The organism is Streptomyces anthophorae, from assembly GCF_049310305.1.
Taxonomy (GTDB): domain Bacteria; phylum Actinomycetota; class Actinomycetes; order Streptomycetales; family Streptomycetaceae; genus Streptomyces.
The window spans coordinates 2,951,998-2,976,892 of record NZ_JBLWQQ010000001.1 but is presented as its reverse complement, the minus strand read 5'-3'; the positions used below and the strand labels follow the sequence as shown (position 1 = coordinate 2,976,892).

General features: G+C 70.2%; 20 protein-coding genes. 12 read left to right on the top strand and 8 right to left on the bottom strand.

Translation table 11 applies throughout. The features are described from left to right. Positions 1-139: 139 nt before the first annotated feature. Positions 140-1,555, top strand: coding sequence for a sugar porter family MFS transporter (locus ACNYS0_RS13195; protein WP_422473467.1), 1,416 nt, complete (start codon positions 140-142; stop codon positions 1,553-1,555). An 86-nt stretch (positions 1,556-1,641) separates the two neighbouring features. Here ACNYS0_RS13195 and ACNYS0_RS13190 read toward each other — a convergent pair whose 3' ends face one another. Both ACNYS0_RS13190 and ACNYS0_RS13185 read right to left on the bottom strand, forming a co-directional pair. Further along, on the bottom strand, positions 1,642-2,619 hold the full coding sequence (locus ACNYS0_RS13190; protein ID WP_422473465.1) for an LLM class flavin-dependent oxidoreductase: 978 nt from the start codon (positions 2,617-2,619) through the stop codon (positions 1,642-1,644). A 65-nt stretch (positions 2,620-2,684) separates the two neighbouring features. Next, positions 2,685-4,130 (bottom strand): cytosine permease, encoded by a 1,446-nt coding sequence (locus tag ACNYS0_RS13185; RefSeq protein WP_422473463.1) that lies wholly within the window; start codon positions 4,128-4,130, stop codon positions 2,685-2,687. Positions 4,131-4,341: 211 nt separating this feature from the next. On the opposite strand from ACNYS0_RS13185, the gene ftsY reads away from it, so the two are divergent. Continuing rightward, the gene (ftsY, locus tag ACNYS0_RS13180; RefSeq protein ID WP_422473461.1) at positions 4,342-5,568 is read left to right on the top strand and encodes a signal recognition particle-docking protein FtsY; all 1,227 of its coding nucleotides are present in this window, start codon (positions 4,342-4,344) and stop codon (positions 5,566-5,568) included. A 146-nt stretch (positions 5,569-5,714) separates the two neighbouring features. Here ftsY and ACNYS0_RS13175 read toward each other — a convergent pair whose 3' ends face one another. Next, entirely contained in the window at positions 5,715-6,383 is a 669-nt protein-coding gene (locus tag ACNYS0_RS13175; protein ID WP_422473459.1) for a bifunctional DNA primase/polymerase, read from the bottom strand. A gap of 474 nt (positions 6,384-6,857) precedes the next feature. On the opposite strand from ACNYS0_RS13175, the gene nsdA reads away from it, so the two are divergent. The 4 genes from nsdA to ACNYS0_RS13155 all read left to right on the top strand — a co-directional run bounded on the left by nsdA (position 6,858) and on the right by ACNYS0_RS13155 (position 12,739). Continuing rightward, complete coding sequence (gene nsdA, locus ACNYS0_RS13170; RefSeq protein WP_422410193.1) at positions 6,858-8,339, top strand: transcriptional repressor NsdA; 1,482 nt, start codon at positions 6,858-6,860, stop codon at positions 8,337-8,339. Positions 8,340-8,574: 235 nt separating this feature from the next. Beyond that, positions 8,575-9,924: an ammonium transporter gene (locus tag ACNYS0_RS13165; RefSeq protein WP_422473457.1), complete on the top strand. Its 1,350-nt coding sequence runs from the start codon at positions 8,575-8,577 to the stop codon at positions 9,922-9,924. Further along, positions 9,921-10,259 (top strand): P-II family nitrogen regulator, encoded by a 339-nt coding sequence (locus ACNYS0_RS13160; protein WP_326015327.1) that lies wholly within the window; start codon positions 9,921-9,923, stop codon positions 10,257-10,259. The genes ACNYS0_RS13165 and ACNYS0_RS13160 overlap by 4 nt, the downstream gene beginning before the upstream one ends. 5 nt (positions 10,260-10,264) lie before the next feature. Then, the gene (locus tag ACNYS0_RS13155; protein ID WP_422432294.1) at positions 10,265-12,739 is read left to right on the top strand and encodes a [protein-PII] uridylyltransferase; all 2,475 of its coding nucleotides are present in this window, start codon (positions 10,265-10,267) and stop codon (positions 12,737-12,739) included. A 70-nt stretch (positions 12,740-12,809) separates the two neighbouring features. Here ACNYS0_RS13155 and ACNYS0_RS13150 read toward each other — a convergent pair whose 3' ends face one another. From ACNYS0_RS13150 to ACNYS0_RS13135, 4 genes are read right to left on the bottom strand one after another with little or no spacing between them, the layout of a single operon-like run. Continuing rightward, positions 12,810-13,826 carry a glycine betaine ABC transporter substrate-binding protein gene (locus ACNYS0_RS13150; protein WP_422473455.1) on the bottom strand — a complete coding sequence of 339 codons (1,017 nt, stop codon included), beginning with the start codon at positions 13,824-13,826 and terminating at the stop codon, positions 12,810-12,812. 50 nt (positions 13,827-13,876) lie between these two features. Beyond that, a complete protein-coding gene (locus ACNYS0_RS13145; protein ID WP_422473453.1) occupies positions 13,877-14,668 on the bottom strand; it encodes an ABC transporter permease in 792 nt (263 codons plus the stop codon). After that, positions 14,665-15,774 (bottom strand): ABC transporter ATP-binding protein, encoded by a 1,110-nt coding sequence (locus ACNYS0_RS13140; protein ID WP_422473451.1) that lies wholly within the window; start codon positions 15,772-15,774, stop codon positions 14,665-14,667. Before ACNYS0_RS13140 ends, ACNYS0_RS13145 begins: the two co-directional genes overlap by 4 nt. Further along, positions 15,771-16,418 (bottom strand): ABC transporter permease, encoded by a 648-nt coding sequence (locus ACNYS0_RS13135; RefSeq protein ID WP_422473450.1) that lies wholly within the window; start codon positions 16,416-16,418, stop codon positions 15,771-15,773. Before ACNYS0_RS13135 ends, ACNYS0_RS13140 begins: the two co-directional genes overlap by 4 nt. A gap of 446 nt (positions 16,419-16,864) precedes the next feature. Between ACNYS0_RS13135 and ffh the strand changes: the two genes are divergently transcribed. Together ffh and ftsH are read left to right on the top strand one after the other, a co-directional pair. Beyond that, a complete protein-coding gene (gene ffh, locus ACNYS0_RS13130) occupies positions 16,865-18,421 on the top strand; it encodes a signal recognition particle protein (RefSeq protein ID WP_422473448.1) in 1,557 nt (518 codons plus the stop codon). 158 nt (positions 18,422-18,579) lie between these two features. After that, positions 18,580-20,523 carry an ATP-dependent zinc metalloprotease FtsH gene (gene ftsH / locus ACNYS0_RS13125; protein WP_422473447.1) on the top strand — a complete coding sequence of 648 codons (1,944 nt, stop codon included), beginning with the start codon at positions 18,580-18,582 and terminating at the stop codon, positions 20,521-20,523. A gap of 55 nt (positions 20,524-20,578) precedes the next feature. Here ftsH and ACNYS0_RS13120 read toward each other — a convergent pair whose 3' ends face one another. Further along, a complete protein-coding gene (locus ACNYS0_RS13120) occupies positions 20,579-21,442 on the bottom strand; it encodes a class I SAM-dependent methyltransferase (RefSeq protein WP_422473445.1) in 864 nt (287 codons plus the stop codon). 286 nt (positions 21,443-21,728) lie between these two features. Between ACNYS0_RS13120 and proS the strand changes: the two genes are divergently transcribed. The 4 genes from proS to ACNYS0_RS13100 all read left to right on the top strand — a co-directional run bounded on the left by proS (position 21,729) and on the right by ACNYS0_RS13100 (position 24,802). After that, positions 21,729-23,144: a proline--tRNA ligase gene (proS, locus tag ACNYS0_RS13115; protein WP_422473444.1), complete on the top strand. Its 1,416-nt coding sequence runs from the start codon at positions 21,729-21,731 to the stop codon at positions 23,142-23,144. Positions 23,145-23,336: 192 nt separating this feature from the next. Next, positions 23,337-23,933 carry a hypothetical protein gene (locus ACNYS0_RS13110; protein WP_422410215.1) on the top strand — a complete coding sequence of 199 codons (597 nt, stop codon included), beginning with the start codon at positions 23,337-23,339 and terminating at the stop codon, positions 23,931-23,933. Between the two features lie 207 nt (positions 23,934-24,140). Continuing rightward, entirely contained in the window at positions 24,141-24,560 is a 420-nt protein-coding gene (rpsP, locus tag ACNYS0_RS13105; RefSeq protein WP_422410217.1) for a 30S ribosomal protein S16, read from the top strand. Positions 24,561-24,562: 2 nt separating this feature from the next. Next, positions 24,563-24,802, top strand: a complete 240-nt coding sequence (locus tag ACNYS0_RS13100) for an RNA-binding protein (RefSeq protein WP_014176063.1) — start codon at positions 24,563-24,565, stop codon at positions 24,800-24,802. The last annotated feature ends 93 nt before the right edge of the window (positions 24,803-24,895 follow it).

Below are 24,895 nucleotides of genomic sequence, written 5' to 3'. Positions count from 1 at the left end.
CAAAACATGAAGGCATAGTCTCTGCAACGTTGCTTTTACCTTCAGGTGGTGGGCGGCGTGAAGTTGTGCGCCACTGGAATCGCATCTGAAGGGCTCGCCCCCACCCCCGGCAGCGAGGCCGGTGGCCCGAGGAGTACATGTGACCAGCAGTGCGGCACCCACGTCAGGAGCCCGGGAAGCCAGGCCCGAGCATCTGAGCCATGTCATCTTCATCGCGGCGGCAGCCGCGATGGGCGGTTTCCTCTTCGGCTACGACAGTTCCGTCATCAACGGCGCCGTCGAGGCCATTCGCGACCGGTACGACATCGGCTCTGCCGCGCTCGCCCAGGTCATCGCCATCGCCCTGATCGGCTGCGCCATCGGCGCCGCCACCGCGGGCCGGATCGCCGACCGCATCGGCCGCATCCGTTGTATGCAGATCGCGGCGGTCCTCTTCACCGTCAGCGCCGTCGGCTCGGCGCTGCCCTTCGCGATCTGGGACCTCGCCTTCTGGCGGATCATCGGCGGCTTCGCCATCGGCATGGCCTCCGTGATCGGCCCGGCGTACATCGCCGAGGTCGCCCCGCCCGCCTACCGCGGCCGGCTCGGCTCCTTCCAGCAGGGCGCCATCGTCATCGGCATCGCCATCTCGCAGCTCGTCAACTACGCGCTGCTCCAGGCCGCGGGCGGCGACCAGCGCGGCAAGCTGATGGGCCTCGAGGTCTGGCAGGTCATGCTCGGCGTGATGGTCATCCCGGCCGTCATCTACGGGCTGCTCTCCTTCGCGATCCCCGAGTCGCCGCGCTTCCTGGTCTCCGTCGGCAAGGTCGACCGCGCCAAGCAGGTACTCGAAGAGGTCGAGGGCTCGCAGGTCGACCTCGACGCCCGCGTCGCCGAGATCGAGCACGCGATGCACAGCGAGCACAAGTCCTCCTTCAAGGACCTGCTCGGCGGCAGCTTCTTCTTCAAGCCGATCGTCTGGATCGGTATCGGCCTCTCGGTCTTCCAGCAGTTCGTCGGCATCAACGTCGCGTTCTACTACTCCTCGACGCTGTGGCAGTCGGTCGGCGTCGACCCGACGGACTCGTTCTTCTACTCGTTCACGACGTCGATCATCAACATCATCGGTACCGTCATCGCGATGATCTTCGTCGACCGCATCGGTCGTAAGCCGCTGGCCCTGATCGGTTCGGTAGGCATGGTGATCGGTCTGGCCCTGGAGGCCTGGGCGTTCAGCTACGACCTGGTCGACGGCAAGCTGCCGGCGACGCAGGGCTGGGTGGCCCTGGTCGCGGCCCACTTCTTCGTCCTCTTCTTCGCCCTGTCGTGGGGTGTGGTCGTCTGGGTCTTCCTCGGCGAGATGTTCCCGAACAAGATCCGCGCCGCGGCGCTCGGTGTGGCCGCCTCGGCCCAGTGGATCGCCAACTGGGCGATCACCGCGAGCTTCCCCTCGCTGTCCGAGTGGAACCTCTCCGCGACCTACGTGATCTACACGATCTTCGCCGCGCTCTCCATCCCCTTCGTGCTCAAGTTCGTGAAGGAGACGAAGGGCAAGGCGCTGGAGGAGATGGGCTGACCCCAGCTCCTCCCCGGGACCCGGGGAGATGGATTCAAGTCCCCGCTGCCATCTCCCCGCTGCCGTCACTGCCCCGGCTCATGGACCTATGACTGGTCCTTGAGCCGGGGCAGTACGTTTTCGCAGTACAGCTGAAGGCTGCGACGGCCCTCGTCCAGGGGCATCCCGCCGGAGAGCGGATGCAGGATGTAGTTGTCGAGCCCCTGCGCCACGCACTCGTCGGGCGTGAGGATCCGGTAGACGCCCTCGGCGCGCAGCTCGTCGACCGTCGCCGCGCCCGACTTCACCGCGGACTTGATGTCGCCCGACTGCCAGGACGCGTACGTCCGCGCCTCGTGCAGGAAGTGCTCGCCGTACGTGGCCCAGGTGCGGTCCGGGTCCTCGGACAGGTGGAGGAGCGGGGTGACCTTCCCGGGCATCATGGTCCAGCCCTCGGTCCCGTACTCCTGGAGCTGTTCGTTGTAGTACGCCTCGATCTCCGGCAGATGTGCGCTCGGGAAGAACGGGAGGCCGAGCCGGGCCGCCCGGCGCGCGGCCGCCCGTGAGGAGCCGCCGACCAGGAGCAGCGGATGCGGCTGGGTGAAGGGGCGGGGCGTGACGCGGACCCGGCGCCCGCGGAAGGTGAACTCCTCGCCGGTCCAGGCCTTGAGCAGCGTTTCGAGCAGCTCGTCCTGGAGCTTGCCGCGCCGCTTCCACTCCACATCGAACTGGGCGTACTCCTCCGGCCGGTAGCCGATCCCGGAGACCGTCACCAGGCGGCCGCCGCTGACCAGGTCGAGCACGGCGATGTCCTCGGCGAGGCGCAGCGGGTCGTGCAGCGGGCCGATGATCGCGGAGACGGTGACCGCGATGCGTTTCGTGGCGCCGAGGACCGCGCCCGCGAAGGTGAAGGGCGAGGGCAGCCAGTTGTTGGCGACGCCGTGGTGCTCCTCCGTCTGCACCGTGTCGATGCCCTGCTCGTCGGCGTAGCGGGCCATCTCGACGGCCGCCTGGTAGCGGGCGGCGAGCGTTTCGGGTGTGCCGGCGGGGTCGACGAGATTGAACCGTACGACGGACACGGGCATGGAAAAGTCCCCCTCCGCGAGGCGTGGAGCCGGTTTCGTGGAGGGGGACGTTAGCTGACGGAGCGTCAGGAGGCCATGGCTTCGGCGGCCTCGGGCTCTTCCGGGGCCTTCGTGGTGTCGGCCGGCTTGGGCAGCGCCAGGTACAGCAGGCCGGAGACGACGATCGTGACGACCCAGCCCAGGCCGTACTCACCGATGAAGTTGTTCGTGGCGAGCGGTCCCGAGAACCAGGTCGACGAGGTGAAGAGCAGGCCGACGACCAGGCCGACCGCCCAGGCGGCGCACGCGGCGGGGGAGAAGCCGCCCTTGTACCAGTAGGCGCTGGTGGGGGTGGTGTCGATCAGGGCCGCGCCGTCGTAGTGCTTGCGCTTGAACATGTCCGCGCCGAAGACGCCGACCCAGGCGGAGAAGGCCACGGCGAGCAGCGAGAGGAAGGAGATGAACGAGCTCATGAAGCTCGTCGCGACCAGCATCAGGATGGCGCCGAAGACCAGCGAGATCACCGCGTTGATGGAGACGGCCCAGTGGCGCGGCACCTTGAAGCCCAGGGTCTGCGCGGTGAAGCCGGCCGAGTACATCGACATGGCGTTGATCAGCAGCATGCCGACCAGGGCGATCAGCAGATACGGCACCGCGATCCACATCGGCAGGATCTCGCCGAGGAAGGAGACCGGGTCCTGGGCGGAGGCCAGGTCCGGGGTGGAGACCGCCATCACGGAACCCATCAGGACCATCGGCAGTACGACGATGCCCGCGCCGCCGATCGAGTTCCCGATGATGCCCTTGGTGGAGGCGGTGCGCGGCAGGTAGCGGGTGAAGTCGGGGGAGGACGGGATCCAGCTGACGCCACCGGCGGCGATCATGCCGATGCCCGCGACCATCAGGGACGTCTTCCCCGCGGGCTGCCCGAAGACCTCGGACCAGTCGGTGTTGATGATCAGGTAGACGAGCACCAGGACCGAGAAGATGCCGAACAGGAACGTCGCGTACTTGTTGCACATCTGCACGACGTTGATCCCGAGGCCCGAGATCGCGAACGTCACGCACACGAACAGCAGCAGGGTGAGGATCACCAGGAAGTTGTTCTGCTTGATGCCGAACAGGATGTCCAGGACCGTGAGCACGGCGTACGCGCCGGTCACCGCGTTGATCGTCTCCCAGCCCCAGCGCGCGACCCAGATCAGCGAGCCGGGCAGCAGATTGCCGCGCTGACCGAACACCGCGCGGGACAGCGCCATGCCGGGCGCGCCACCGCGCTTGCCCGCGATGCCGATCAGGCCCACCAGGCCGTACGACACGATGGGCGCGGCGATGGCGACGATGATCGCCTGCCAGAAGTTCAGCTTGTACGTCACGACGAGGCTCGCGCCCATCGTGAGCAGCAGCACGCTGATGTTGGCGGCGACCCAGGTCGGGAAGAGTTCGCGGGTCTTGGCGGTGCGCTCGGCGTCGGGGACGGGCTCGATGCCGCGTGTCTCCAGCGCGCCTTCGGCTTCGGCGGTCTTGCTCATGCGGTGGGGTTCCGTGCCTCTCGCTCGGCCCGGCCGTGGGGGACGGAGAGCCGGTGGGGGGTGGGGTCGTGAATGCGATGGACTCTACGCGCGTTGATGCGGCGACTGCCATCGTACTTTAGTCCGAGTCCGACCCGTCAGAGCCCTTTGTCCTTTAGAGGAACGCACAAACACGGCTTCGGTCGGGCCCATGACTGATACTGGACGGGTTATGGAAACCGTCATCCTTGCTGTAGTCATCGCCGTGGTCGTGATCGGCGCGCTCGGCGGGCTCGTGATCGGCAGCCGCAAGAAGAAGCAGCTGCCCCCGTCCCCGCCGTCGGCGCCCGACATCACCACCGCCCCGCCCACCGAGCCGCACGTCGGCGAAGAGGCCGAGACGCCGCGCGACGAAGCGCGGCGCACGATCGAAGAGGTCGACCTCCCGACGGCCGAACCGACCGTCGAGGAGGAACCCGAGGCCCCGGCCGCCGCGGAGCCCGCCGCCCCCGAGGTCGAGGTTCCCGAACCCACCGCGGGCCGCCTCGTGCGGCTGCGCGCCCGCCTTTCCCGGTCGCAGAACGCGCTCGGCAAGGGCCTGCTCACCCTCCTGTCCCGCGAGCACCTGGACGAGGACACGTGGGAGGAGATCGAGGACACGCTGCTCACCGCCGACGTCGGCGTGCAGCCCACTCAGGAACTCGTCGAGAACCTCCGTGAGCGCGTCAAGGTGCTCGGCACCCGCACCCCCGACGAGCTGCGCGCGCTGCTGCGCGAGGAGCTCCTCAAGCTGCTCGTCCCCGAGTTCGACCGCACCGTGAAGACGGAGGGTCTCACCACCGAGGGCACGACCCCCGGCATCGTGATGGTCGTCGGCGTCAACGGCACCGGGAAGACCACCACCACCGGCAAGCTCGCGCGCGTGCTCGTCGCCGACGGCAAGAACGTGGTGCTCGGCGCCGCGGACACCTTCCGTGCGGCCGCCGCCGACCAGTTGCAGACGTGGGGCGAGCGGGTCGGTGCGCGCACCGTGCGCGGCCCCGAGGGCGGCGACCCGGCCTCCATCGCCTTCGACTCCGTCAAGGAGGGCATCGAGGAGGGTGCCGACGTCGTCCTCATCGACACCGCCGGGCGGCTGCACACCAAGACCGGCCTCATGGACGAGCTCGGCAAGGTCAAGCGGGTCGTGGAGAAGCACGCGCCGCTCGACGAGGTGCTGCTCGTCCTCGACGCGACGACCGGGCAGAACGGCCTGGTTCAGGCCCGCGTCTTCGCCGAGGTCGTCGACATCACGGGCATCGTGCTGACCAAGCTGGACGGTACGGCCAAGGGCGGCATCGTCGTGGCCGTGCAGCGGGAGCTGGGCGTGCCGGTCAAGCTCGTCGGTCTCGGCGAGGGTCCGGACGACCTGGCGCCGTTCGAGCCGGAGGCGTTCGTGGATGCGCTTATTGGCGAGTAGACGCTCCGCTTCGGTGCGGGAGGCCGCGGTCGGGCCGCTCTTGGTTTGAGCGGTGCGGCCGCGGCTTTTCCGTGGTCCGGTTCCTTTGTGCGCCCCCGCGGCGGAGCCGCATGTCGATGCGGCCCCGCGTCCCTTGCCGCGCCGTATTACGTGGACGGCGAACGGTGCGCCACGTAGGCCAGGGTGCCCAGCAGCAGGCGTGCCTGGGGTGGTTGGTTCGCCGTGTCCAGGGACGGGGCGCGCAGCCACGTCGTCGGGCCGAGGCCGCCGCGGTCCGAGGGCGGGGCCGTGACGTACGAGCCGGCGCCCAGCGCGTGCAGGTCGAGGGCCGCGTCGTCCCAGCCCATCCGGTAGAGCAGCGTGGGGAGTTCGGCCGCGGCGCCCGGGGCCACGAAGAAGAGGGCGCGGCCCTCGGGGGTGGCGACGACCGGGCCGAGCGGCAGGCCCATGCGCTCCAGGCGGATCAGGGCGCGGCGGCCCGCGGGCTCCGGCACGTCGATCACGTCGAAGGCCCCGCCGACCGGGAGCAGTACCGCGGCGCCGGGGAACCGGCCCCAGGATTCGGTCACTTCGTCGAGCGTGGCCCCCGCCTTCACCACGGCATCCGGATCCAGGGGGTGCGCGCCGGGGGCCGGGCAGTTCGCCTTGCCGCAGGAGCACGCGGAGCCGGCGGCGCGGGCGCCGGGCACCACGTCCCAGCCCCAGAGTCCGGTGAACTCCGCCACCGTGGTGCAGTCCGAAGCGCGGCCGGACGTGCGGCCGCGGCGACGTGAGCCGGTGCGCATCTCGCGCATGCCGCCGATCGTGAAGCCCATGCCCCCTCCAACACATCCCGTGCGCCGATGGTTACGCGGCGGAATCGGATCGTTACCCGATGCGCACGCCGCTCCGGTCGGACCGGAGCCGATTCGCATTCGGGGTGGTGCGCCCGGTGGCGCGCGCCCCCGTCCACCCTGGTCCGCCTACTTCCGGCTGTCCTATGTCAAGTGAATCGTGTGGGGCCGCCGCTGGGTTCATTCGAAGGGGTGGCGAATGGTGGCGTTTCCGTGTTCGCCCTCGCCGGAGGGGTGATCGTAGGATTACTTTCAGTGCACGAGCCCTGAGGGTGCGTGCACCCGTGGGTATGCCGGAGGCAAGTCGGTTTCCTGTTCGAGGAGTGACAACTGCCGGACGGGAAGCCTGGTTTGACGGCATCCTGGTAGGGCTTGCGGGCAAGAGTGCGGAACTCAGTGGTCGACGGGACTTCGCACACGGCGTCTTAGATGGCTTCAGGGAATGGGGGCGTTCCAGTGGGCGGCAGCGGCGGTGGCGTCACGAACGCCGAGAAGCGCCCCAACGAGCTGCTCGGTTCGTGGTTCGTGCGCAGCGGCTGGTCCAAGGGCGAGCTGGCGCGCCAAGTGAACCGACGGGCCCGGCAGTTGGGTGCGAACCACATCTCCACGGACACGTCGCGCGTGCGCCGATGGCTCGACGGGGAGAACCCGCGCGAGCCGATCCCGAGGATCCTCAGCGAGCTGTTCTCCGAGCGCTTCGGCTGCGTCGTCGCCGTCGAGGACCTCGGCCTGCGCGCCGCGCACCAGGCGCCTTCGGTGTCCGGCGTCGACCTGCCCTGGACCGCCCCCCAGACCGTGGCGCTCATCGGAGAGTTCTCGCGCAGCGACCTGATGCTCGCCCGCCGCGGTTTCCTCGGCAGCTCGCTGGCGCTCGCCGCGGGCCCCTCGCTCATCGAGCCGATGCAGCGCTGGCTGGTGCCGACGCCCGGCGGGGCGTCCGCAAGGCCGGAGCCGGAGTCGGCCACGCAGCGTCGCGGGAACCGGCTCTCGAAGCCCGAGCTGGACCTCCTGGAGTCGACCACGGTGATGTTCCGCCAGTGGGACGCCCAGTGCGGCGGCGGGCTGCGCCGCAAGGCGGTCGTCGGCCAGCTCCACGAGGTGACCGACCTGCTTCAGGAGCCGCAGCCGGAGGAGACGACGCGCCGCCTGTTCAAGGTCGCCGCCGAGCTGGCCGAGCTGGCCGGCTGGATGAGCTACGACGTGGGCCTCCAGCCCACCGCCCAGAAGTACTTCGTGCTCGCCCTGCACGCCTCCAAGGAAGCGGGCGACAAGCCGCTGGGCTCGTACGTGCTCAGCAGCATGAGCCGGCAGATGATCCACCTCGGCCGGCCCGACGACGCGCTCGAACTCATCCACCTCGCCCAGTACGGCAGCCGCGACTGCGCCAGCCCTCGCACCCAGTCCATGCTGTATGCGATGGAGGCCCGCGCGTACGCGAACATGGGGCAGCCCGGCAAGTGCAAGCGCGCCGTGCGGATGGCCGAGGACACCTTCACGGACGCGGATGACTGGGACGACCCGGATCCCGACTGGATCCGCTTCTTCTCCGAGGCCGAACTGCACGGCGAGAACAGCCACTCGTACCGGGATCTCGCCTATGTCGCGGGCCGCAGCCCCACGTACGCGTCGATGGCCGAGCCCGTCATGAAGCGTGCCGTCGAGCTGTTCGGGAAGGACGCCGAGCACCAGCGTTCGTACGCGCTGAACCTGATCGGGATGGCCACGGTGCACCTCCTTCAGAAGGAGCCCGAGCAGTCCACGGTGCTCGCGGGGCAGGCCCTGGAGATCGCCAGGAAGGTGCGCTCGGAGCGGGTCAACACCCGGATCCGCAAGACCGTCGACAACGCGACGCGGGACTTCGGTGATGTCGCCGAGGTCATCGACCTCACCGAACAGCTCGCGCTCCATCTGCCGGAGACCGCCGAAGCCGCGGTCTGAGGCGGGGAGCACCCCACAAGCCCCGGCCACGGCCACCGTCCCGCAACAGCCCGACTCGGCTCCCCTACGCCAGGTCACGCGGACGGAGGCCGTGGTCGGCCTGTTTCAGGCATTTCATTCACCCGTAACACCCGCACGCTCTTCGTCACTGCGGCGAAACATCAAGGGGCCCGAACGGAAACGGCGCTGCACCAATGTCAGGGCGCATAACCGGCCCGATGACGAGGAGACGCCGATGGCTCCAGCCATCACGCTGGCGGCAGACGCACCCACACTGTCGCCCGCCAATACAGGCTTCATGTTGATCTGTTCCGCTCTGGTGATGCTCATGACGCCGGGCCTGGCCTTCTTCTACGGAGGCATGGTCCGCGTCAAGAGCACCCTGAACATGCTGATGATGAGCTTCATCAGCCTCGGGATCGTGACGATCCTGTGGGTGCTGTACGGCTTCTCCGTCGCGTTCGGCACCGACAAGGGATCGGTCCTCGGCTGGGACGGCGACTTCGTCGGGCTCAGCGGAATCGGCCTCACCCAGCTCTGGGACGGCTACACGATCCCGATTTATGTCTTCGCCGTCTTCCAGCTGATGTTCGCGGTCATCACGCCCGCGCTGATCAGCGGCGCGCTCGCGGACCGCGTGAAGTTCAGTGCCTGGGCGCTGTTCATCGCGCTGTGGGCCACGATCGTGTACTTCCCGGTCGCGCACTGGGTGTGGGGGACCGGTGGCTGGGCCTTCGAGCTCGGAGTGATCGACTTCGCGGGCGGCACGGCCGTGCACATCAACGCCGGCGCCGCGGCGCTCGGCGTGATCCTCGTCATCGGCAAGCGCGTCGGCTTCAAGAAGGACCCGATGCGGCCGCACTCGCTGCCGTGGACGATGCTCGGCGCCGGTCTGCTGTGGTTCGGCTGGTTCGGCTTCAACGCCGGTTCCTGGCTCGGCAACGACGACGGCGTCGGCGCGCTGATGTTCGTCAACACGCAGGTCGCGACCGCCGCCGCCATGCTGGCCTGGCTGGCGTACGAGAAGATCCGGCACGGCGCGTTCACCTCGCTCGGCGCCGCCTCCGGTGCCGTCGCGGGTCTGGTCGCCATCACTCCTTCCGGTGGTTCCTGCTCGCCGCTCGGTGCCATCGCGATCGGCGCCATCGCCGGTGTGCTCTGCGCCATGGCCGTGGGCCTCAAGTACAAGTTCGGCTACGACGACTCGCTCGACGTCGTCGGCGTCCACCTGGTCGGCGGCGTCGTCGGCTCCCTGCTCATCGGCTTCTTCGCCACGGGCGGCGGCCAGTCCGACGCGGCTGGCCTGTTCTACGGCGGTGGCCTCGCCCAGTTCTGGAAGCAGTGCGCGGGCGTCGGCGGCGTCCTCGCCTACTCGCTGATCGTCTCCGCGATCCTCGCCTTCGCCCTCGACAAGACGATCGGCATGCGGGTCGACGAGGACGACGAGGTCTCCGGCATCGACCAGGCCGAGCACGCCGAGACCGCGTACGACTACAGCGGCGCGGGCGGCGGCAGCATCGCCCGCCAGGCGGCTCCCGCCCCGGCCACCCCGCAGGTTTCCCAGGACAAGAAGGTCGACGCATGAAGCTGATCACCGCCGTCGTCAAGCCGCACCGGCTCGACGAGATCAAGGAAGCGCTCCAGGCCTTCGGGGTCCAGGGCCTGACCGTGACCGAGGCCAGCGGCTACGGCCGTCAGCGCGGACACACCGAGGTCTACCGCGGCGCCGAGTACACCGTGGATCTGGTACCCAAGATCCGTATCGAGGTCCTGGTCGAGGACGACGACGCCGAGGAACTGCTCGATGTCGTGGTGAAGGCCGCTCGGACCGGCAAGATCGGAGACGGCAAGGTCTGGGCGGTCCCCGTCGAGACGGCCGTGCGGGTGCGCACCGGCGAACGCGGTCCGGACGCGCTGTAACGGACATGGACGGAAGCGGGAGCTGCCGGGTGACGAGCGTGAACGACGTACGTGCTGAAGCAGAGGATTCCGGATCCGGCGGCTATGCGGCGGCCCGGCTGCGCCTTCTCCAGGGGGAGGCGCGGTCCGGGCCGCCGCGCCGTGCCGCCCTCGCGGAACTGACCGACGACTGGCTCACCGGCCTCTTCGGCAGCGGGGCGCCGGGCATCTCGCTCGTCGCGGTCGGCGGGTACGGGCGCGGCGAGCTCTCCCCGCGCAGCGATCTCGACCTGCTCCTGCTGCACGACGGCTCGGCGGACGCCGACGCGGTCGCGGCGCTCGCCGACCGCATCTGGTACCCGGTGTGGGACCTGGGCCTCGCCCTCGACCACTCCGTCCGTACGCCGGCGCAGGCGCGCAAGACCGCGGGCGACGACCTCAAGGTGCAGCTCGGCCTGCTCGACGCCCGGCACCTCGCGGGGGACCTCGGCCTGACGGCGGGACTGCGCACCGCGGTGCTCGCGGACTGGCGCAACCAGGCGCTGAAGCGGCTGCCCGAACTCCGTGAACTGTGCGAGGAACGGGCCGAACGCCAGGGCGAGTTGCAGTTCCTCCTCGAACCGGACCTGAAGGAGGCGCGGGGCGGCCTTCGGGACGCCACCGCGCTGCGCGCCGTCGCCGCCTCCTGGCTCGCGGACGCGCCCCGCGAGGGCCTCGCGGACGCGCGCCGCCGGCTCCTCGACGTACGGGACGCCCTGCATCTGGCCACCGGGCGCGCCACCGACCGGCTCGCGCTCCAGGAGCAGGACCAAGTGGCCGCGGAACTGGGCCTGTTGGACGCCGATACGTTGCTGCGGCAGGTGTACGAGGCCGCGCGCACGGTGTCGTACGCCAGCGACGTCACCTGGCGTGAGGTGGGGCGGGTGCTCAAGTCCCGGTCCGCCAAGCCCCGTCTGCGGTCCCTGCTCGGCGGCGGGAAGTCCGTGCCGGTCGAGCGGTCGCCGCTGGCCGAGGGCGTCGTCGAGATGGAGGGGGAGGTGGTGCTCGCCCGCGCCGCCAAGCCCGATCGCGACCCGGTGCTTCCGCTGCGCGCCGCCGCCGCTGCCGCCCAGGCCGGGCTCCCGCTGTCGCTGCACGCGGTGCGCCGGATGGCGGCCGCCGCCCGGCCGCTGCCCGCGCCCTGGCCCGCCGAGGCCCGCGAACAGCTGGTCACGCTGCTCGGCGCGGGCCGCCCGACCGTCGAGGTGTGGGAGGCCCTTGAGGCCGAGGGTCTGATCACCCGGCTGATCCCGGACTGGGAGCGGGTGCGGTGCCGGCCGCAGCGCAATGCCGTGCACACCTGGACCGTCGACCGTCATCTCGTCGAAACGGCCGTGCGGGCCTCCGAGTTGACGCGCCGCGTGCACCGGCCCGACCTGCTGCTCGTCGCGGCGCTGCTGCACGACATCGGCAAGGGCTGGCCGGGGGACCACTCGGTGGCGGGCGAGATCATCGCGCGGGACGTCGCCGCCCGGATCGGCTTCGACCGGGCCGATGTCGCCGTGCTCGCCTCCCTCGTACGTCACCATCTGCTGCTCATCGAGACCGCCACGCGGCGCGACCTGGAGGACCCGGCGACCGTGCGGTCCGTCGCGGACGCGGTCGGATCGATCGGCACGCTCGAACTGCTGCACGCGCTGACCGAGGCGGACGCGCTGGCCACGGGCCCGGCCGCCTGGTCGTCCTGGCGGGGCTCGCTGGTGGCCGACCTGGTCAAGCGGGTCTCCGCGGTGCTCGCGGGGGACGAGCCGGTCGATCCGGACGACGCGGAGCCGACGGCCGAGCAGGAGCGGCTCGCGGTGGAGGCGCTGCGCACGGGTGGGCCCGTGCTCGCGCTGCGGGCGCAGACGGACGCGGTGCCGACCGAGACCGAGGGGGCCGGGGAACCGGAGCCGCTCGGTGTCGAGCTGGTGATCGCGGTGCCGGAGCAGGACGGGGTGCTTCCGGCCGTCGCCGGGGTGCTCGCGATGCACCGGCTGACCGTGCGGACGGCTGAGCTGCGGGCGCTGACACCGCCGGAGGGCGTGGAGGGGGTCGCCCTGCTCCTCGACTGGCGGGTCGCCGCCGAGTACGGCTCGCTGCCGCAGGCTGCGCGGCTGCGCGCCGATCTCGTACGGGCCCTGGACGGTTCGCTCGACATCGCGGCGCGGCTCGCCGAGCGGGACGCCGCGTATCCGCGCAGGCGTGGCGTGGTGGCGCCGCCGGCCCGGGTGACGGTGGCCTCGGCGGGCTCGCGCCGGGCGACGGTGATCGAGGTGCGGGCGCACGACGCGCCCGGTCTGCTGCACCGCATCGGGCGGGCGCTCGAGGTGGCCGGGGTGCGGGTGCGTTCGGCGCATGTGTCGACGCTGGGCGCCAACGCGGTCGACGCGTTCTACGTGGCCGGGGGCGACGGGGGGCCGCTGCCTTCGCAGGAGGCGGTGTCCGTGGCGCGGGGGGTGGAGGAGGCGCTGCGGGGGTGATCCCGCGGTTGCTTCGGTGAGCGGTCGAGCGGGGCGGGGCCGGGGTGTGCGAACCCCGGCCCCTGCCGCGTCACTTGCCGATGAAGCCGTTCGTGCGCAGGAAGTACAGCGCGGCCTGATCCGCGCTCTTGCCCTCCAGGTCGACAAGACCGTTGAGCTTGATGATGGTCTTCTCGGTGAGCGCGTCACCGAGTTCCTTCGACAGCTTCGCGAGCTGCGGGTACTTCTTCGCGGTCGCGTCGCGCACGGTCAGCGCGGCGAGCTCCGTCGTGAAGTGCCCCTTGTCGTCGTCGAGGACCTTCAGGTCGAGGGACTCCAGGCGGGCGTCCGTGGTGAACACCTCGGCGAACGTGCAGGGGCTGCCCTTCGCCACGTTCACGAAGTTCAGCGCGAACGCGTTCTGGTAGACCTGCGGCGCGGGGAACGCGAGCTTGTACGGGCTCTGCTCCATCGCCGTCAGCTCACGGTCGAGGAATTCAGAGGCCCCGCACAGCGTGGCGTCCTCCGGATGCTCCCTGGCCAGCTTCGCGAGGTCGCTGATTGAGTCGACGTCGCCGGCCCGGCCCGGGGCGTCGGCCGCGCGCGCCAGCGCGTACTGGTTGCCGAACTTCGCCGGGCCCAGCCACTTGATCTTGTGCTTCCTCAGGTCCTCTCCCGCGGTCGCCCTGAACTGGGCGGCGCTGCCCTGCACGGGTTTGTCGTGCTGGAGGAACTGGGTCCAGCCGGTACCGGAGTAGTCCCAGTACATGTCGACGTCGCCGCTCTTCAGCGCGCTGCGCGCGATCGTGGTGCCCTGAAGGCCCGTCTGGTCCTTGGTCTTCGCACCGGCCGCTTCGAGCGCGTACAGCGTGATCTTGCCGAGGATCTGCTGTTCGGTGAACTCCTTGGAGCCGACCGTGAAGTGCGCGCCCTTCAGGCCGTGCAGGTCGGGGTTCTTGGCGATCGAGCCGCCGTCGAGCTGCTTCTGGCGCGCCGTCCGCGGCAGGTCGCCGGAGGAGCCGCCGCTCGCGCCGGTGTCCGTGCAGCCGGTCAGCGCGACGCCGCCGAGCAGGGCCGCGCACAGGGCGACGGAGAACGTTCGGCGCAACCTCGCCGGTCCGCATCGCATGGGTGTTGTCACTTCTCTCAGGCCCCTTCTCACAGACCGCGCGGGCGCAGCAGGTTCTCGACGATCCCGGCGACCCAGTCCACGAGCAGCGCGAGGACGGCGACGAGCACGCTTCCGGTGATCAGGACCAGGTTCCGGCTGGAGTTGATCCCGTTCGAGATCACATCGCCGAGGCCGCCGGCCCCGATGAACGTCGCGAGCGCGACGGTGCCCACCGTGATCACCAGCGCCGTACGGATTCCGGCGAGCATCACCGGCACCGCGAGCGGCAGTTCGATCCGGCGCAGCACCTCCCACTTCGTCATCCCCATGCCGCGCGCGGACTCCAGGACCGACGGATCGACCTGCTGAAGGCCCGCGATGGTGTTGCGCAGCACCGGCAGCACCCCGTACGCGACGAACGCGATCAGGGCGATCTGCGTGACGCCGAGGCTGACGAAGGCCACCGCGAGGAGCACGATCAGGCCGAGCGAGGGCAGCGCCTGCCCGATGCTCGCGACCGCGAGGACGGGCCCCGCGAGGGGACGGGCCCAGCGGCGGGTCAGCAGCACGCCGAGCGGGACGGCGATCACCAGGATGAGGACCGTGGCGACCGCGGTCAGTTCGATGTGCGTGAGGGTCCGGCTGAGCAGGTAGTCCGCCTTCAGACTGCGCAGCTCGATCCGGTCCTTCGCCTGCCCGGAGACGTACCAGGCGAGCAGCGCGAGGACCACCGCGAGGGCGAGCGGGGTGAGGGCGAGGCGCCACAGCGGAGGCAGGACGCGGGTGCGCTCCGGGGTTGCTGCCGCGCCGGGGAGTTCGTCGACGAGTGCCTGGGTCACGGGCGGGCCCCCTGAAGCGGACCGGAGCCGTTGTCGGTGTGGATCAGTGTGCGCAGCGTGTCGAGGGTGACGACGCCGCGGTAGCGGCCCAGGTCGTCCACGACCGTCAGCGCGGACGCGTTCGCGGCGAGCATCTCGTCGAGCGCGTCGTACAGGCTGGTGTCCGGGCCGAGCGGGGAGAGCAGCGGCAGCGTCGTGCCGCCGTCGGCGGGCAGTCGGCCGGCCGGGCGGCGGTCCTCGTCGAGCAGGACCACGAACTCGCGGTCGCTGCCGGCGGCCGCCTCCTGCCGCTCCTCGGCGCTCGCCGACTCGGCGACGGTGGGCCACAGCGGTACGTCGACGTTCCCGAGCCGGGTCAGCGAGAGGCGGCGCACGGCGGCGCCCGCCCCGATGAAGTCGGTGACGAACTCGTTCGCGGGCTCGGCGAGGATCTTCTCCGGGGTGTCGTACTGGACGACGTTCCCGTGCTCGGCGAAGACGGCGATCTTGTCGCCCATCTTCACGGCCTCGTCGATGTCGTGGGTGACGAACACGATCGTCTTGCGCAGCTTGGCCTGGATCTTGAGGAACTCGTTCTGCAACGCCTCGCGATTGAGCGGGTCGATCGCGCCGAACGGCTCGTCCATGAGCATCACCTGCGGGTCGCCGCCGAGCGCGCGGGCGACGCCCACGCGCTGCTGCTGCCCGCCGGAGAGCTGCTTCGGGTAGCGGCCGCGATACGTGTCCGGGTCAAGGCCCACCATGTCGAGCAGCTCGTCCACGCGCGCGTGGACACGCTTCTTGTCCCAGCCGAGCAGGCCGGGCACGGTGGCTATGTTCTGGGCGACGGTCTGGTGCGGGAAGAGCCCGGACTGCTGGATCGCGTAGCCGATGCGGCGGCGCAGCTCGTGCACGGGGATCTTCGTGACGTCCTCGTCGGCCAGGTGGATGCGGCCGGAGGTCGGCTCGATCAGCCGGTTGATCAGCTTCATCGTCGTCGTCTTGCCGCAGCCCGAGGGCCCGACGAAGACCACGATCCGCCCCTCGGGGATCTCCAGCGACAGCTCGTCCACGGCCGGACGCGCCTGGCCGGGGTAGGACTTGGTCAGCCGGTCGAGCCGGATCATCGGGTGACCCCCTTCGGAGTGGTCAGGCGATTGAGCAGGGCGAAGAGCAGATCGAAGAGCAGCGCGAGGACGACGATGGCGAGCGCGCCCTCGAGCGTCAGATAGACGGCGAACGGGGTGCCCGCGCTGGCGAGTCCGTCGAGGATGAGCTTGCCGAGCCCCGGGCCGTTCACGGCGGCGGCGATCGCGGCGATGCCGAGCAGCATCTGCGTCGCGACCCGCAGGCCGGTGATCACCACGGGCCAGGCCAGCGGGAACTCGATGGTGGTGAGCACCTTGAGCCGGGTCATGCCCATCGCGTTCGCGGACTCGACGACGGCCGGGTCCAGTTCGCGCAGACCGACCACGGTGTTACGTATGACGGGCAGCAGCGCGTACAGCGTCAGGGCCACGACCGAAGGTCCTGTGCCCAGGCCGAGCGGCGTGATGAGCAGGCCGAACAGCGCGTAGGACGGAATCGTCAGGAGCAGCCCGGCCGCACCGAGCACGGCGGCGCGCGGTGCCCGCGTCCGGTACGTCAGGATCGCCACCGGCACCCCGATGAGCACCGCGAGGGCGAGGCCTTCGAGGACCAGCAGGATGTGCGCGAGCGTGGCGTCGAGCACATCGGTCCAGTTGCCCTGGAGGTAGTCGAAGAAGTTCACGCCGGCCTCCCTTGGGGTGCCGGGGGCCTACGCACGGGCCGCGGCGGCCGGTACGTGGAGAGGGAGGTCATCTGTGAGCTCCAGTTCACGTCAGAGGTGGGTACGGCGGTGTGCCGCACGGCTGCTGGTGGCGGTTCCGGGCACGACCGGGCACGCCCCGGCGCGGAGCCATGGAGAGGGGTGGCGTCGAAACCTGGGGGCGCCTACCCGGCCGGGCGCCACTGATGTGCACGGATTTACGGAACCGCCGGGACCGTAATTATGGCGAAGGTCCTGGTCGTGCCGGGGTGCCTGTGGAGGACATGGAGGCGTATGCCCGGGTTTTTCGTACGTGGGTGCGACCGGTGGGGCGCATCGGGACCGGGCCACTGACCACGGCAGCGCGGGCGGATACCCTGGAGAGCGACCTGTCCGTAAAGCCCCCGACCCGAGGATTCGCGACCGCCGTGTTCGACACTCTCTCCGATCGCCTCGCAGCGACATTCAAGAACCTCCGCGGCAAGGGGCGCCTCAGCGAGGCGGACATCGACGCCACGGCGCGCGAGATCCGGATCGCCCTCCTTGAAGCCGACGTGGCGCTGCCCGTCGTCCGCGCCTTCATCAAGCAGATCAAGGAGCGCGCGACCGGCGCCGAGGTCTCCCAGGCGCTGAACCCCGCCCAGCAGGTCATCAAGATCGTCAACGAGGAGCTCATCGGCATCCTCGGCGGCGAGACCCGCCGGCTGCGCTTCGCCAAGACCGGCCCGACCGTGATCATGCTCGCGGGCCTCCAGGGTGCCGGTAAGACGACCCTGGCGGGCAAGCTCGGCTTCTGGCTCAAGTCCCAGGGCCACTCGCCGCTGCTCGTCGCCTGTGACCTCCAGCGTCCGAACGCCGTGAACCAGCTGAGCGTCGTCGCCGAGCGCGCGGGTGTCGGCATCTACGCCCCCGAGCCGGGCAACGGCGTGGGCGACCCGGTGAAGGTGGCCAAGGACTCCATCGAGCACGCGAAGGCCAAGGTCTACGACGTCGTCATCGTCGACACCGCGGGACGCCTCGGCATCGACCAGGAGCTGATGCAGCAGGCCGCGGACATCCGCGACGCCGTGAAGCCGGACGAGGTCCTCTTCGTCGTCGACGCCATGATCGGTCAGGACGCGGTCAACACGGCCGAGGCCTTCCGTGACGGCGTCGGCTTCGACGGCGTGGTGCTCTCCAAGCTCGACGGTGACGCCCGCGGTGGCGCCGCCCTGTCGATCGCGCACGTCACCGGCAAGCAGATCATGTTCGCCTCCAACGGCGAGAAGCTGGACGACTTCGACGCGTTCCACCCGGACCGCATGGCGTCCCGCATCCTCGGCATGGGCGACATGCTCACGCTGATCGAGAAGGCCGAGCAGACCTTCTCGCAGCAAGAGGCCGAGAAGATGGCCTCCAAGCTGGCCTCCAAGAAGGGCCAGGACTTCACGCTCGACGACTTCCTGGCGCAGATGGAGCAGGTCAGGAAGATGGGCTCCATGTCCAAGCTGCTCGGCATGCTGCCGGGCATGGGGCAGATGAAGGACCAGATCGCCAACCTCGACGAGCGCGACGTCGACCGCACGGCGGCCATCATCAAGTCGATGACCCCGGCCGAGCGCCAGGAGCCGACGATCATCAACGGCTCGCGCCGCGCCCGTATCGCCAAGGGCTCCGGTGTCGAGGTCAGCGCGGTCAAGAACCTGGTCGAGCGGTTCTTCGAGGCCCGCAAGATGATGTCCCGCATGGCCCAGGGCGGCGGCATGCCGGGTATGCCGGGCATGCCTGGTTCGGGCGGCGGCCCCGGCCGGACGAAGAAGCAGCCGAAGAAGGCCAAGGGCAAGCAGCGCTCCGGCAACCCGATGAAGCGCAAGCAGCAGGAGCAGGAGGAGGCCGCCCGGCGCGCGGCGGCCGCCGAGGGCGGCGCCCTCGGCCTGCCCGGCGCGGGCCAGCAGGACGCCAAGGACTTCGAGCTCCCCGACGAGTTCAAGAAGTTCATGGGCTGACACGTCGGCAGCTGAACGGGTAAGGGGCGTCCGCCATGCGGGCGCCCCTTACGCATGTCCACGAGTGGCGGGCCCCCGGCAACTGTGCGGTCATGGGCGGAAGGCCTCGGGGCCGTGACCGCCTCCGAGGACGGCAGGCACCAGGAGGAGAGGCAGGCGTGGCGAACCCGGTACCCCCGCGCGATCGGACGGATCAGCCCTGGCGTTCCGAGGGCGCGCCGCCGCCTCCGCCGACTCCCGGGCCCAAGCGCAAGATGCCCGGCGGCTGGGGCGGCCTCATCCTGACGGCCCTGATCGTCTACCTCATCGCCAACCTGGTGCTGTCCTTCTTCAACGAGGGCGACGAGCCGACGGTCTCGTACACCGAGTTCAGCAAGCAGGTCGAGGCCGACAACGTCACCAAGATCTACTCCAAGGGCGACGCCATCCAGGGCGAGCTCAAGAAGGAGAAGCCCACCCCCAAGGACAGCGACAGCAAGCGCAAGAACTACACCAAGTTCACGACGCAGCGCCCGGCCTTCGCCGACGACGACCTCTGGGCCAACCTGGAGAAGCACGACGTCACGGTGACCGCCGAACCCGTCGTCCAGGAGCGCAGCTTCCTGTCCAACCTGCTCATCTCGCTCGCCCCGATGCTGCTCCTGGTCTTCCTGTGGGTGTTCATCGCGCGGCGCATGAGCCAGGGCATGGGCGGCGGCGCGGGCGGCATGCTCGGCCGCAAGCAGCCGCCCAAGCCGGTCGAGCTCGAACCCGGCAAGAAGCGCACCACGTTCGAGGACGTCGCCGGGATCGACGAGGTCGAGGGCGAGCTCAACGACGTCGTCGACTTCCTCAAGAACCCCGAGGACTACCGCACCATGGGCGCCAAGATGCCGCGCGGCGTGCTCCTCGCGGGCCCGCCCGGCACCGGCAAGACGCTGCTCGCGCGGGCGGTCGCCGGTGAGGCCGGGGTGCCGTTCTTCTCCGCCTCCGCCTCGGAGTTCATCGAGATGATCGTCGGCGTCGGCGCCTCGCGGGTGCGCGAGCTGTTCGCCGAGGCCCGCAAGGTCGCCCCGTCGATCATCTTCATCGACGAGATCGACACCATCGGCCGGGCCCGCGGCGGTGGCGGCGGCGTGGGCGGTCACGACGAGCGCGAGCAGACGCTCAACCAGATCCTCACCGAGATGGACGGCTTCACCGGCTCCGAGGGCGTCATCGTCATCGCCGCCACCAACCGCGCGGACGTCCTCGACCCGGCCCTGACCCGCCCGGGGCGCTTCGACCGGATCGTCAACGTGTCCCCGCCCGACCGCGGCGGCCGCGAGGCCATCCTCAAGATCCACACCCGGGGCATGCCGCTGTCCTCCGACGTCGACCTCGCCCAGGTCGCCCGCACGACACCGGGGATGACCGGCGCCGAACTCGCCAACCTGACCAACGAGGCCGCGCTGCTCGCCGTGAAGCGCAAGCAGAAGCAGATCAACCAGACCGACCTCTCCGAAGCGCTCGAAAAGGTCCAGCTCGGCGCCGAGCGGCCGCTGGTGATGCCCGAGGAGGAACGTCGCCGCACCGCCTTCCACGAGAGCGGCCACGCCCTCCTCGGCATGCTTCAGCCCGGCGCCGACCCCGTCCGCAAGATCACGATCGTGCCGCGCGGCCGCGCCCTCGGCGTCACGCTCTCCACCCCGGACGCCGACAAGTACGCGTACACGGAGGAGTATCTGCGCGGCCGCATCATCGGCGCCCTCGGCGGCATGGCGGCCGAACACGTCGTCTACGGAGTCATCACGACCGGCGCGGAGAACGACCTGGAGCAGGTCACCAACATCGCCCGCGGCATGGTCGCCCGCTGGGGCATGAGCGAGAAGGTCGGCCGCCTGTCCGCACTCCCGAACGACTCCCAGCAGCCGTACGGCCTCGCCGCCGCCCCCGACACCGTCAACGCGATCGACGGCGAGATGCGCCGCATCGTGGACGAGTGCTACGAGGAGGCGTGCCAGAAGCTGCGCGACAACCGGGACAAGCTCGACGCCCTCGCCGAGGCGCTCATGGCGAACGAGACGCTGGAGGAGGCGGACGCCTACCGGATCGCCGGCGTCACACGCTTCACCAAGGACTGAACGGCACGACCTCCGCGCGCAACCGGGCCCGCACGCCACACGGCGTGCGGGCCGTTCACGGCGTACGGGCTATCAGGTACCTGAACACATTGGGCATCCATACGGTCCCGTCGCCCCGCACATGCGCTTGCAGCGCCTCGGACACCTCCTTGTCGACCTGCGCCGGATCCGTCGCTCCCACCGCGGCGTCGAACAGGCCCGTCGACAGGAGGCCGCGCACCGCGCTCTCGGCGTCCGCGTACCCGAAGGGGCACGCCACCCGGCCGGAACCGTCAGGGCGCAGCCCCGCCCGCTGGGCGACCTCCTCCAGGTCGTCACGGTGCGCCGGGCGCCAACTCCCCGTGCTGCGGAGGGGGTCGGCGAGCTTCGTGGCCACCCGTAGGACGGACGACGTGGCACAGCGCTCCGGGGGACCCCAGCCGACCAGCACCACGGCGGCGCCCCGGCCCGCCAGAGGGGCCACGCTCTCCAGACGCGCGGAAAGCCCCTCGGAGTCCCCGGCCACACACCCGATCGGCCGGAAGTCGGTGATCACGCTGTACGGGGTCCCGCCGGGATCGGTCGCGGTGAGGTCGGCGGTGTCGGACCTGGTGAGCCGGACGTCCGCGGTCTCCCGCGGCCGGGACGCGTCGGACAGCAGCCGCTCCTCGGCCAGGGCGAGGAGCTCTGGGTCCGAGGGCTCGACGCCGGTCACGGCGGCGCCGCGCGAAGCCGCCATGAGGAGCGCGAGACCGGATCCGCAGTCGAGGCCGAGGAGCCGGGTGCCAGGACCGACCTCCAGGCGCTCGTACACCGCTTCGTAGAGCGGCACCAGCATCCGCTCCTGAATCTCCGCCCAGTCACGCGCGCGTGCGCACAAGTCCGTCCGCGGCGCGGGTGCCGCGTGAGGGAGGTGCCGCCGCACGAGCGTAGGTGTCATCGAAAGTGCCCCAATCCACCGAGAGATGCCGAGAGTTGTTGTCGTGCCGCCCGGCCGTTCGCGTGGCGTCCGGCCGTGTTCGCGCGCTGCTCGCACTCCCCCCGTATGCCAGAGAACTCCGCAATGTCCGCCGCGTCTAGGGGGTGTTTGGCAGGCGCGGCGACAATGCGCGTGTGCACCGTCGTGCGCCCCCGGGCGGTCATATGACGGGCGCACGCGGGTGGCCGCGGGCATACGGGCGAAAAGGATTCGAGTGCCACCCGGCCCGCGCCGTAGCATCCGCGCCATGGCCAAACCCCGCGTTCTCACGCCCCGGACGGAAGACTTTCCGCGCTGGTACCAGGACCTGATCACCAAGGCCGAACTGGCCGACAACGGTCCGGTGCGCGGCACCATGGTCATCCGACCGTACGGCTACGGCCTGTGGGAGCGGATGCAGCGGGAGATGGACGACCGCATCAAGGAGACGGGCGCGCAGAACGCGTACTTCCCGCTCCTGATCCCGCAGTCGTACCTGACCAAGGAGGCCGACCACGTCGAGGGCTTCGCGCCCGAGCTCGCCGTGGTCACGCACGGCGGCGGCAAGGAGCTGGAGGAGCCCGCCGTCGTCCGCCCCACCTCGGAGATGATCGTCAACGCCTCCTTCGCCAAGTGGGTGCAGAGCTACAGGGACCTGCCGCTGCTCATCAACCAGTGGGCCAACGTGGTCCGCTGGGAGCTGCGCCCCCGCCTCTTCCTGCGTACGACGGAGTTCCTCTGGCAGGAGGGACACACGGCGCACGCGACCTACGAAGAGGCGCGCGACTTCGCGGCGCGCATCCACCGGCACGTCTACGCGGACTTCATGGAGAACGTCCTCGCGATGGACGTCCTCCTGGGGCGCAAGACGCCCAAGGAGCGCTTCGCCGGGGCGATCAACACCCTCACCCTCGAAGGCATGATGGGCGACGGCAAGGCCCTCCAGATGGGCACGAGCCACGAGCTCGGCCAGAACTTCGCCAAGGCGTTCAACACCCGCTACCTGTCCAAGGACGGCGCGGAGGAACTGGTCTGGCAGACCTCCTGGGGCTCCACGACCCGCATGATCGGCGCCCTGGTGATGATGCACGGCGACGACAACGGGCTGCGCGTCCCGCCCCGCCTCGCGGCCACCCAGGTCGTCGTCCTCGCCGTCAAGGACGACGAGGCGGTGCTCCGCGCGGTCCGCGAAATCGGCGACCTCCTTAAGAAGGCGGGAATCCGCGTCCACGTGGACGACCGCACCGACACCCCCTTCGGGCGCCGTGCCGTCGACTGGGAGCTGAAGGGCGTGCCCGTACGCGTCGAGGTCGGGCCCCGCGACCTGGAGAACGGCACGGCGATGCTCGCCCGGCGCATCCCCGGCGGCAAGACCCCGGTCGCCCTGGAGGCGCTGGTCGCGGTGCTGCCCAAGATCCTGGAGGAGGACCAGGCGCTGCTGCTCGCGCAGTCACGGGAGCGGCGGCAGCTGCGGACGGCCGATGTGACCACGGTCGCCGAGGCCCTGGAGGCCACCGCGGAGGGCGGCTGGGCGCGCATCCCGTGGGCCACCCTCGGGGAGGCGGGCGAGAACGAACTCGCCGGGCACGGCGTCTCCGTACGGTGTCTGCTCACCCCCGAAGGGGCGGTGCCGGACGCCGATGACGCGGCCGGTAACGTCGCGGTCGTGGCACGCGCGTACTAGGCGCGTACAGGGGATCGCCCGTAAAGGCGTACATGCCACTACGCACCACCTTTGTGTGAGCTGTGCGCCTTCTCCGTACATCTGCGCACCCGTCCTCCTCGGGACGCATCAGCGGGAACTGACTGGTACGTGCAAATTATTTGGGATGCCCCGGAATAGGAACACGGAGGCACCCCGGCTCGTTGTCACGACGTGAGCACGACACCACCTGTTCTCGCCGCAGAGCTGGCAGGGGCGTGGGCCGATATTCAGCGGCACCACCCCGAGCTGCCGGATCTTGCCGCGCCCGAATCCCTGATCGGCGAGTCGTCGTCCGCATGCGGACGCGAGCTCTCCTTCGAGCGACTCCTTCACGAGGCAGTCCACGGCATCGCAGCCGCGCGCGGAATCCGCGACACATCGCGCGCCGGCCGCTACCACAACCGCAGATTCCTTGCCATTGCCGAGGAGTTGGGCCTCGACCACCCCGAGGAACCGCACCCCAGCAGCGGGTTCTCGCTGGTCACGCTCAACCCGGACGCGAAGCAGCGCTACCGGCAGACGATCGAGCGGATCCAGCGTGCCCTGAAGGCGCACACCGTGGCGACCGCCGCGGACACCAAGCGAAGCTTCCGCGGCCCCGCCGCGCGGCACGGCTCCTCCGGGGGCGGCGTCCGCGTCAAGGCGGTCTGCGACTGCGGGCGCAACGTCCGCGTCGTGCCGTCGGTGCTCGCGCAGGCCCCGATCATGTGCGGCGGCTGCGGGAAGCCGTTCCGCATCCCGGAGATCGTCGGCGTCGCGGCGGGCTGAGTTCTCGGCTCCTGGCGGGGCCCGGTGGAGCGGCCGGGGGGATTCGGCCGCTCCGGAGACGTGTGGCACAATGGCTAGCTGTACTCGACAGTCGCACAGGACCCCTCTCTCCTCCGGCTGACGCGTCCATCGGGCACTCGGGTACCGCAACCCCACGCGGCAATCTCGCCGTGCCCACCCACGTCAAGACCAGGAGACACCACACCCGTGGCAGTCAAGATCAAGCTGAAGCGTCTGGGCAAGATCCGTTCGCCTCACTACCGCATCATCGTCGCCGACTCCCGCACCCGCCGTGACGGCCGTGCGATCGAGGAGATCGGCCTGTACCACCCGGTGCAGAACCCGTCGCGCATCGAGGTCGACTCCGAGCGTGTCCAGTACTGGCTGGGTGTCGGCGCGCAGCCGACCGAGCCGGTCGCGGCCATCCTCAAGGTCACCGGTGACTGGCAGAAGTTCAAGGGTCTGCCGGCCCCGGCGCCGATGAAGGTCGCCGAGCCGAAGGCCGCCCGCCCCTCCTTCGAGGCGCTGGCCACCGAGGACGAGCCCAAGGGTGAGGCCATCACCCAGAAGAAGAAGGCTGAGAAGAAGGACGAGGCCGAGGCCCCGTCCGAGTCGACCGAGGCCTGAGCATGCTCGAGGAGGCTCTTGAGCACCTCGTGAAGGGCATCGTCGACAACCCCGACGACGTGCAGGTCGCCTCGCGCAACCTGCGCCGGGGACGCGTTCTCGAGGTCCGGGTCCACCCCGACGACCTCGGCAAGGTGATCGGCCGCAACGGCCGCACCGCGCGCGCCCTGCGTACTGTCGTGGGTGCCATCGGCGGCCGTGGTGTCCGCGTCGACCTCGTCGACGTCGACCAGGTTCGCTGAGAAAAGTTGAACACCGGCTCGGGCCGGGGAGGGCTTTCGAGCCGTCCCCGGCCCGAGTGCCATTCTGACGGACCTTGCTGGAGTCGCGGGCCC

Coding starts and splice junctions, on each gene's coding strand:
- ACNYS0_RS13160 (WP_326015327.1), top strand. CDS start 9,921: ATGAAGCTGATCACCGCCGTCGTCAAGCCGCACCGGCTCGACGAGATC.
- ACNYS0_RS13120 (WP_422473445.1), bottom strand. CDS start 21,442: ATGACACCTACGCTCGTGCGGCGGCACCTCCCTCACGCGGCACCCGCG.
- ACNYS0_RS13185 (WP_422473463.1), bottom strand. CDS start 4,130: ATGAGCAAGACCGCCGAAGCCGAAGGCGCGCTGGAGACACGCGGCATC.
- ftsY (WP_422473461.1), top strand. CDS start 4,342: ATGGAAACCGTCATCCTTGCTGTAGTCATCGCCGTGGTCGTGATCGGC.
- proS (WP_422473444.1), top strand. CDS start 21,729: ATGGCCAAACCCCGCGTTCTCACGCCCCGGACGGAAGACTTTCCGCGC.
- ACNYS0_RS13190 (WP_422473465.1), bottom strand. CDS start 2,619: ATGCCCGTGTCCGTCGTACGGTTCAATCTCGTCGACCCCGCCGGCACA.
- ACNYS0_RS13155 (WP_422432294.1), top strand. CDS start 10,265: ATGGACGGAAGCGGGAGCTGCCGGGTGACGAGCGTGAACGACGTACGT.
- ACNYS0_RS13175 (WP_422473459.1), bottom strand. CDS start 6,383: ATGGGCTTCACGATCGGCGGCATGCGCGAGATGCGCACCGGCTCACGT.
- ACNYS0_RS13165 (WP_422473457.1), top strand. CDS start 8,575: ATGGCTCCAGCCATCACGCTGGCGGCAGACGCACCCACACTGTCGCCC.
- ACNYS0_RS13140 (WP_422473451.1), bottom strand. CDS start 15,774: ATGATCCGGCTCGACCGGCTGACCAAGTCCTACCCCGGCCAGGCGCGT.
- ACNYS0_RS13100 (WP_014176063.1), top strand. CDS start 24,563: ATGCTCGAGGAGGCTCTTGAGCACCTCGTGAAGGGCATCGTCGACAAC.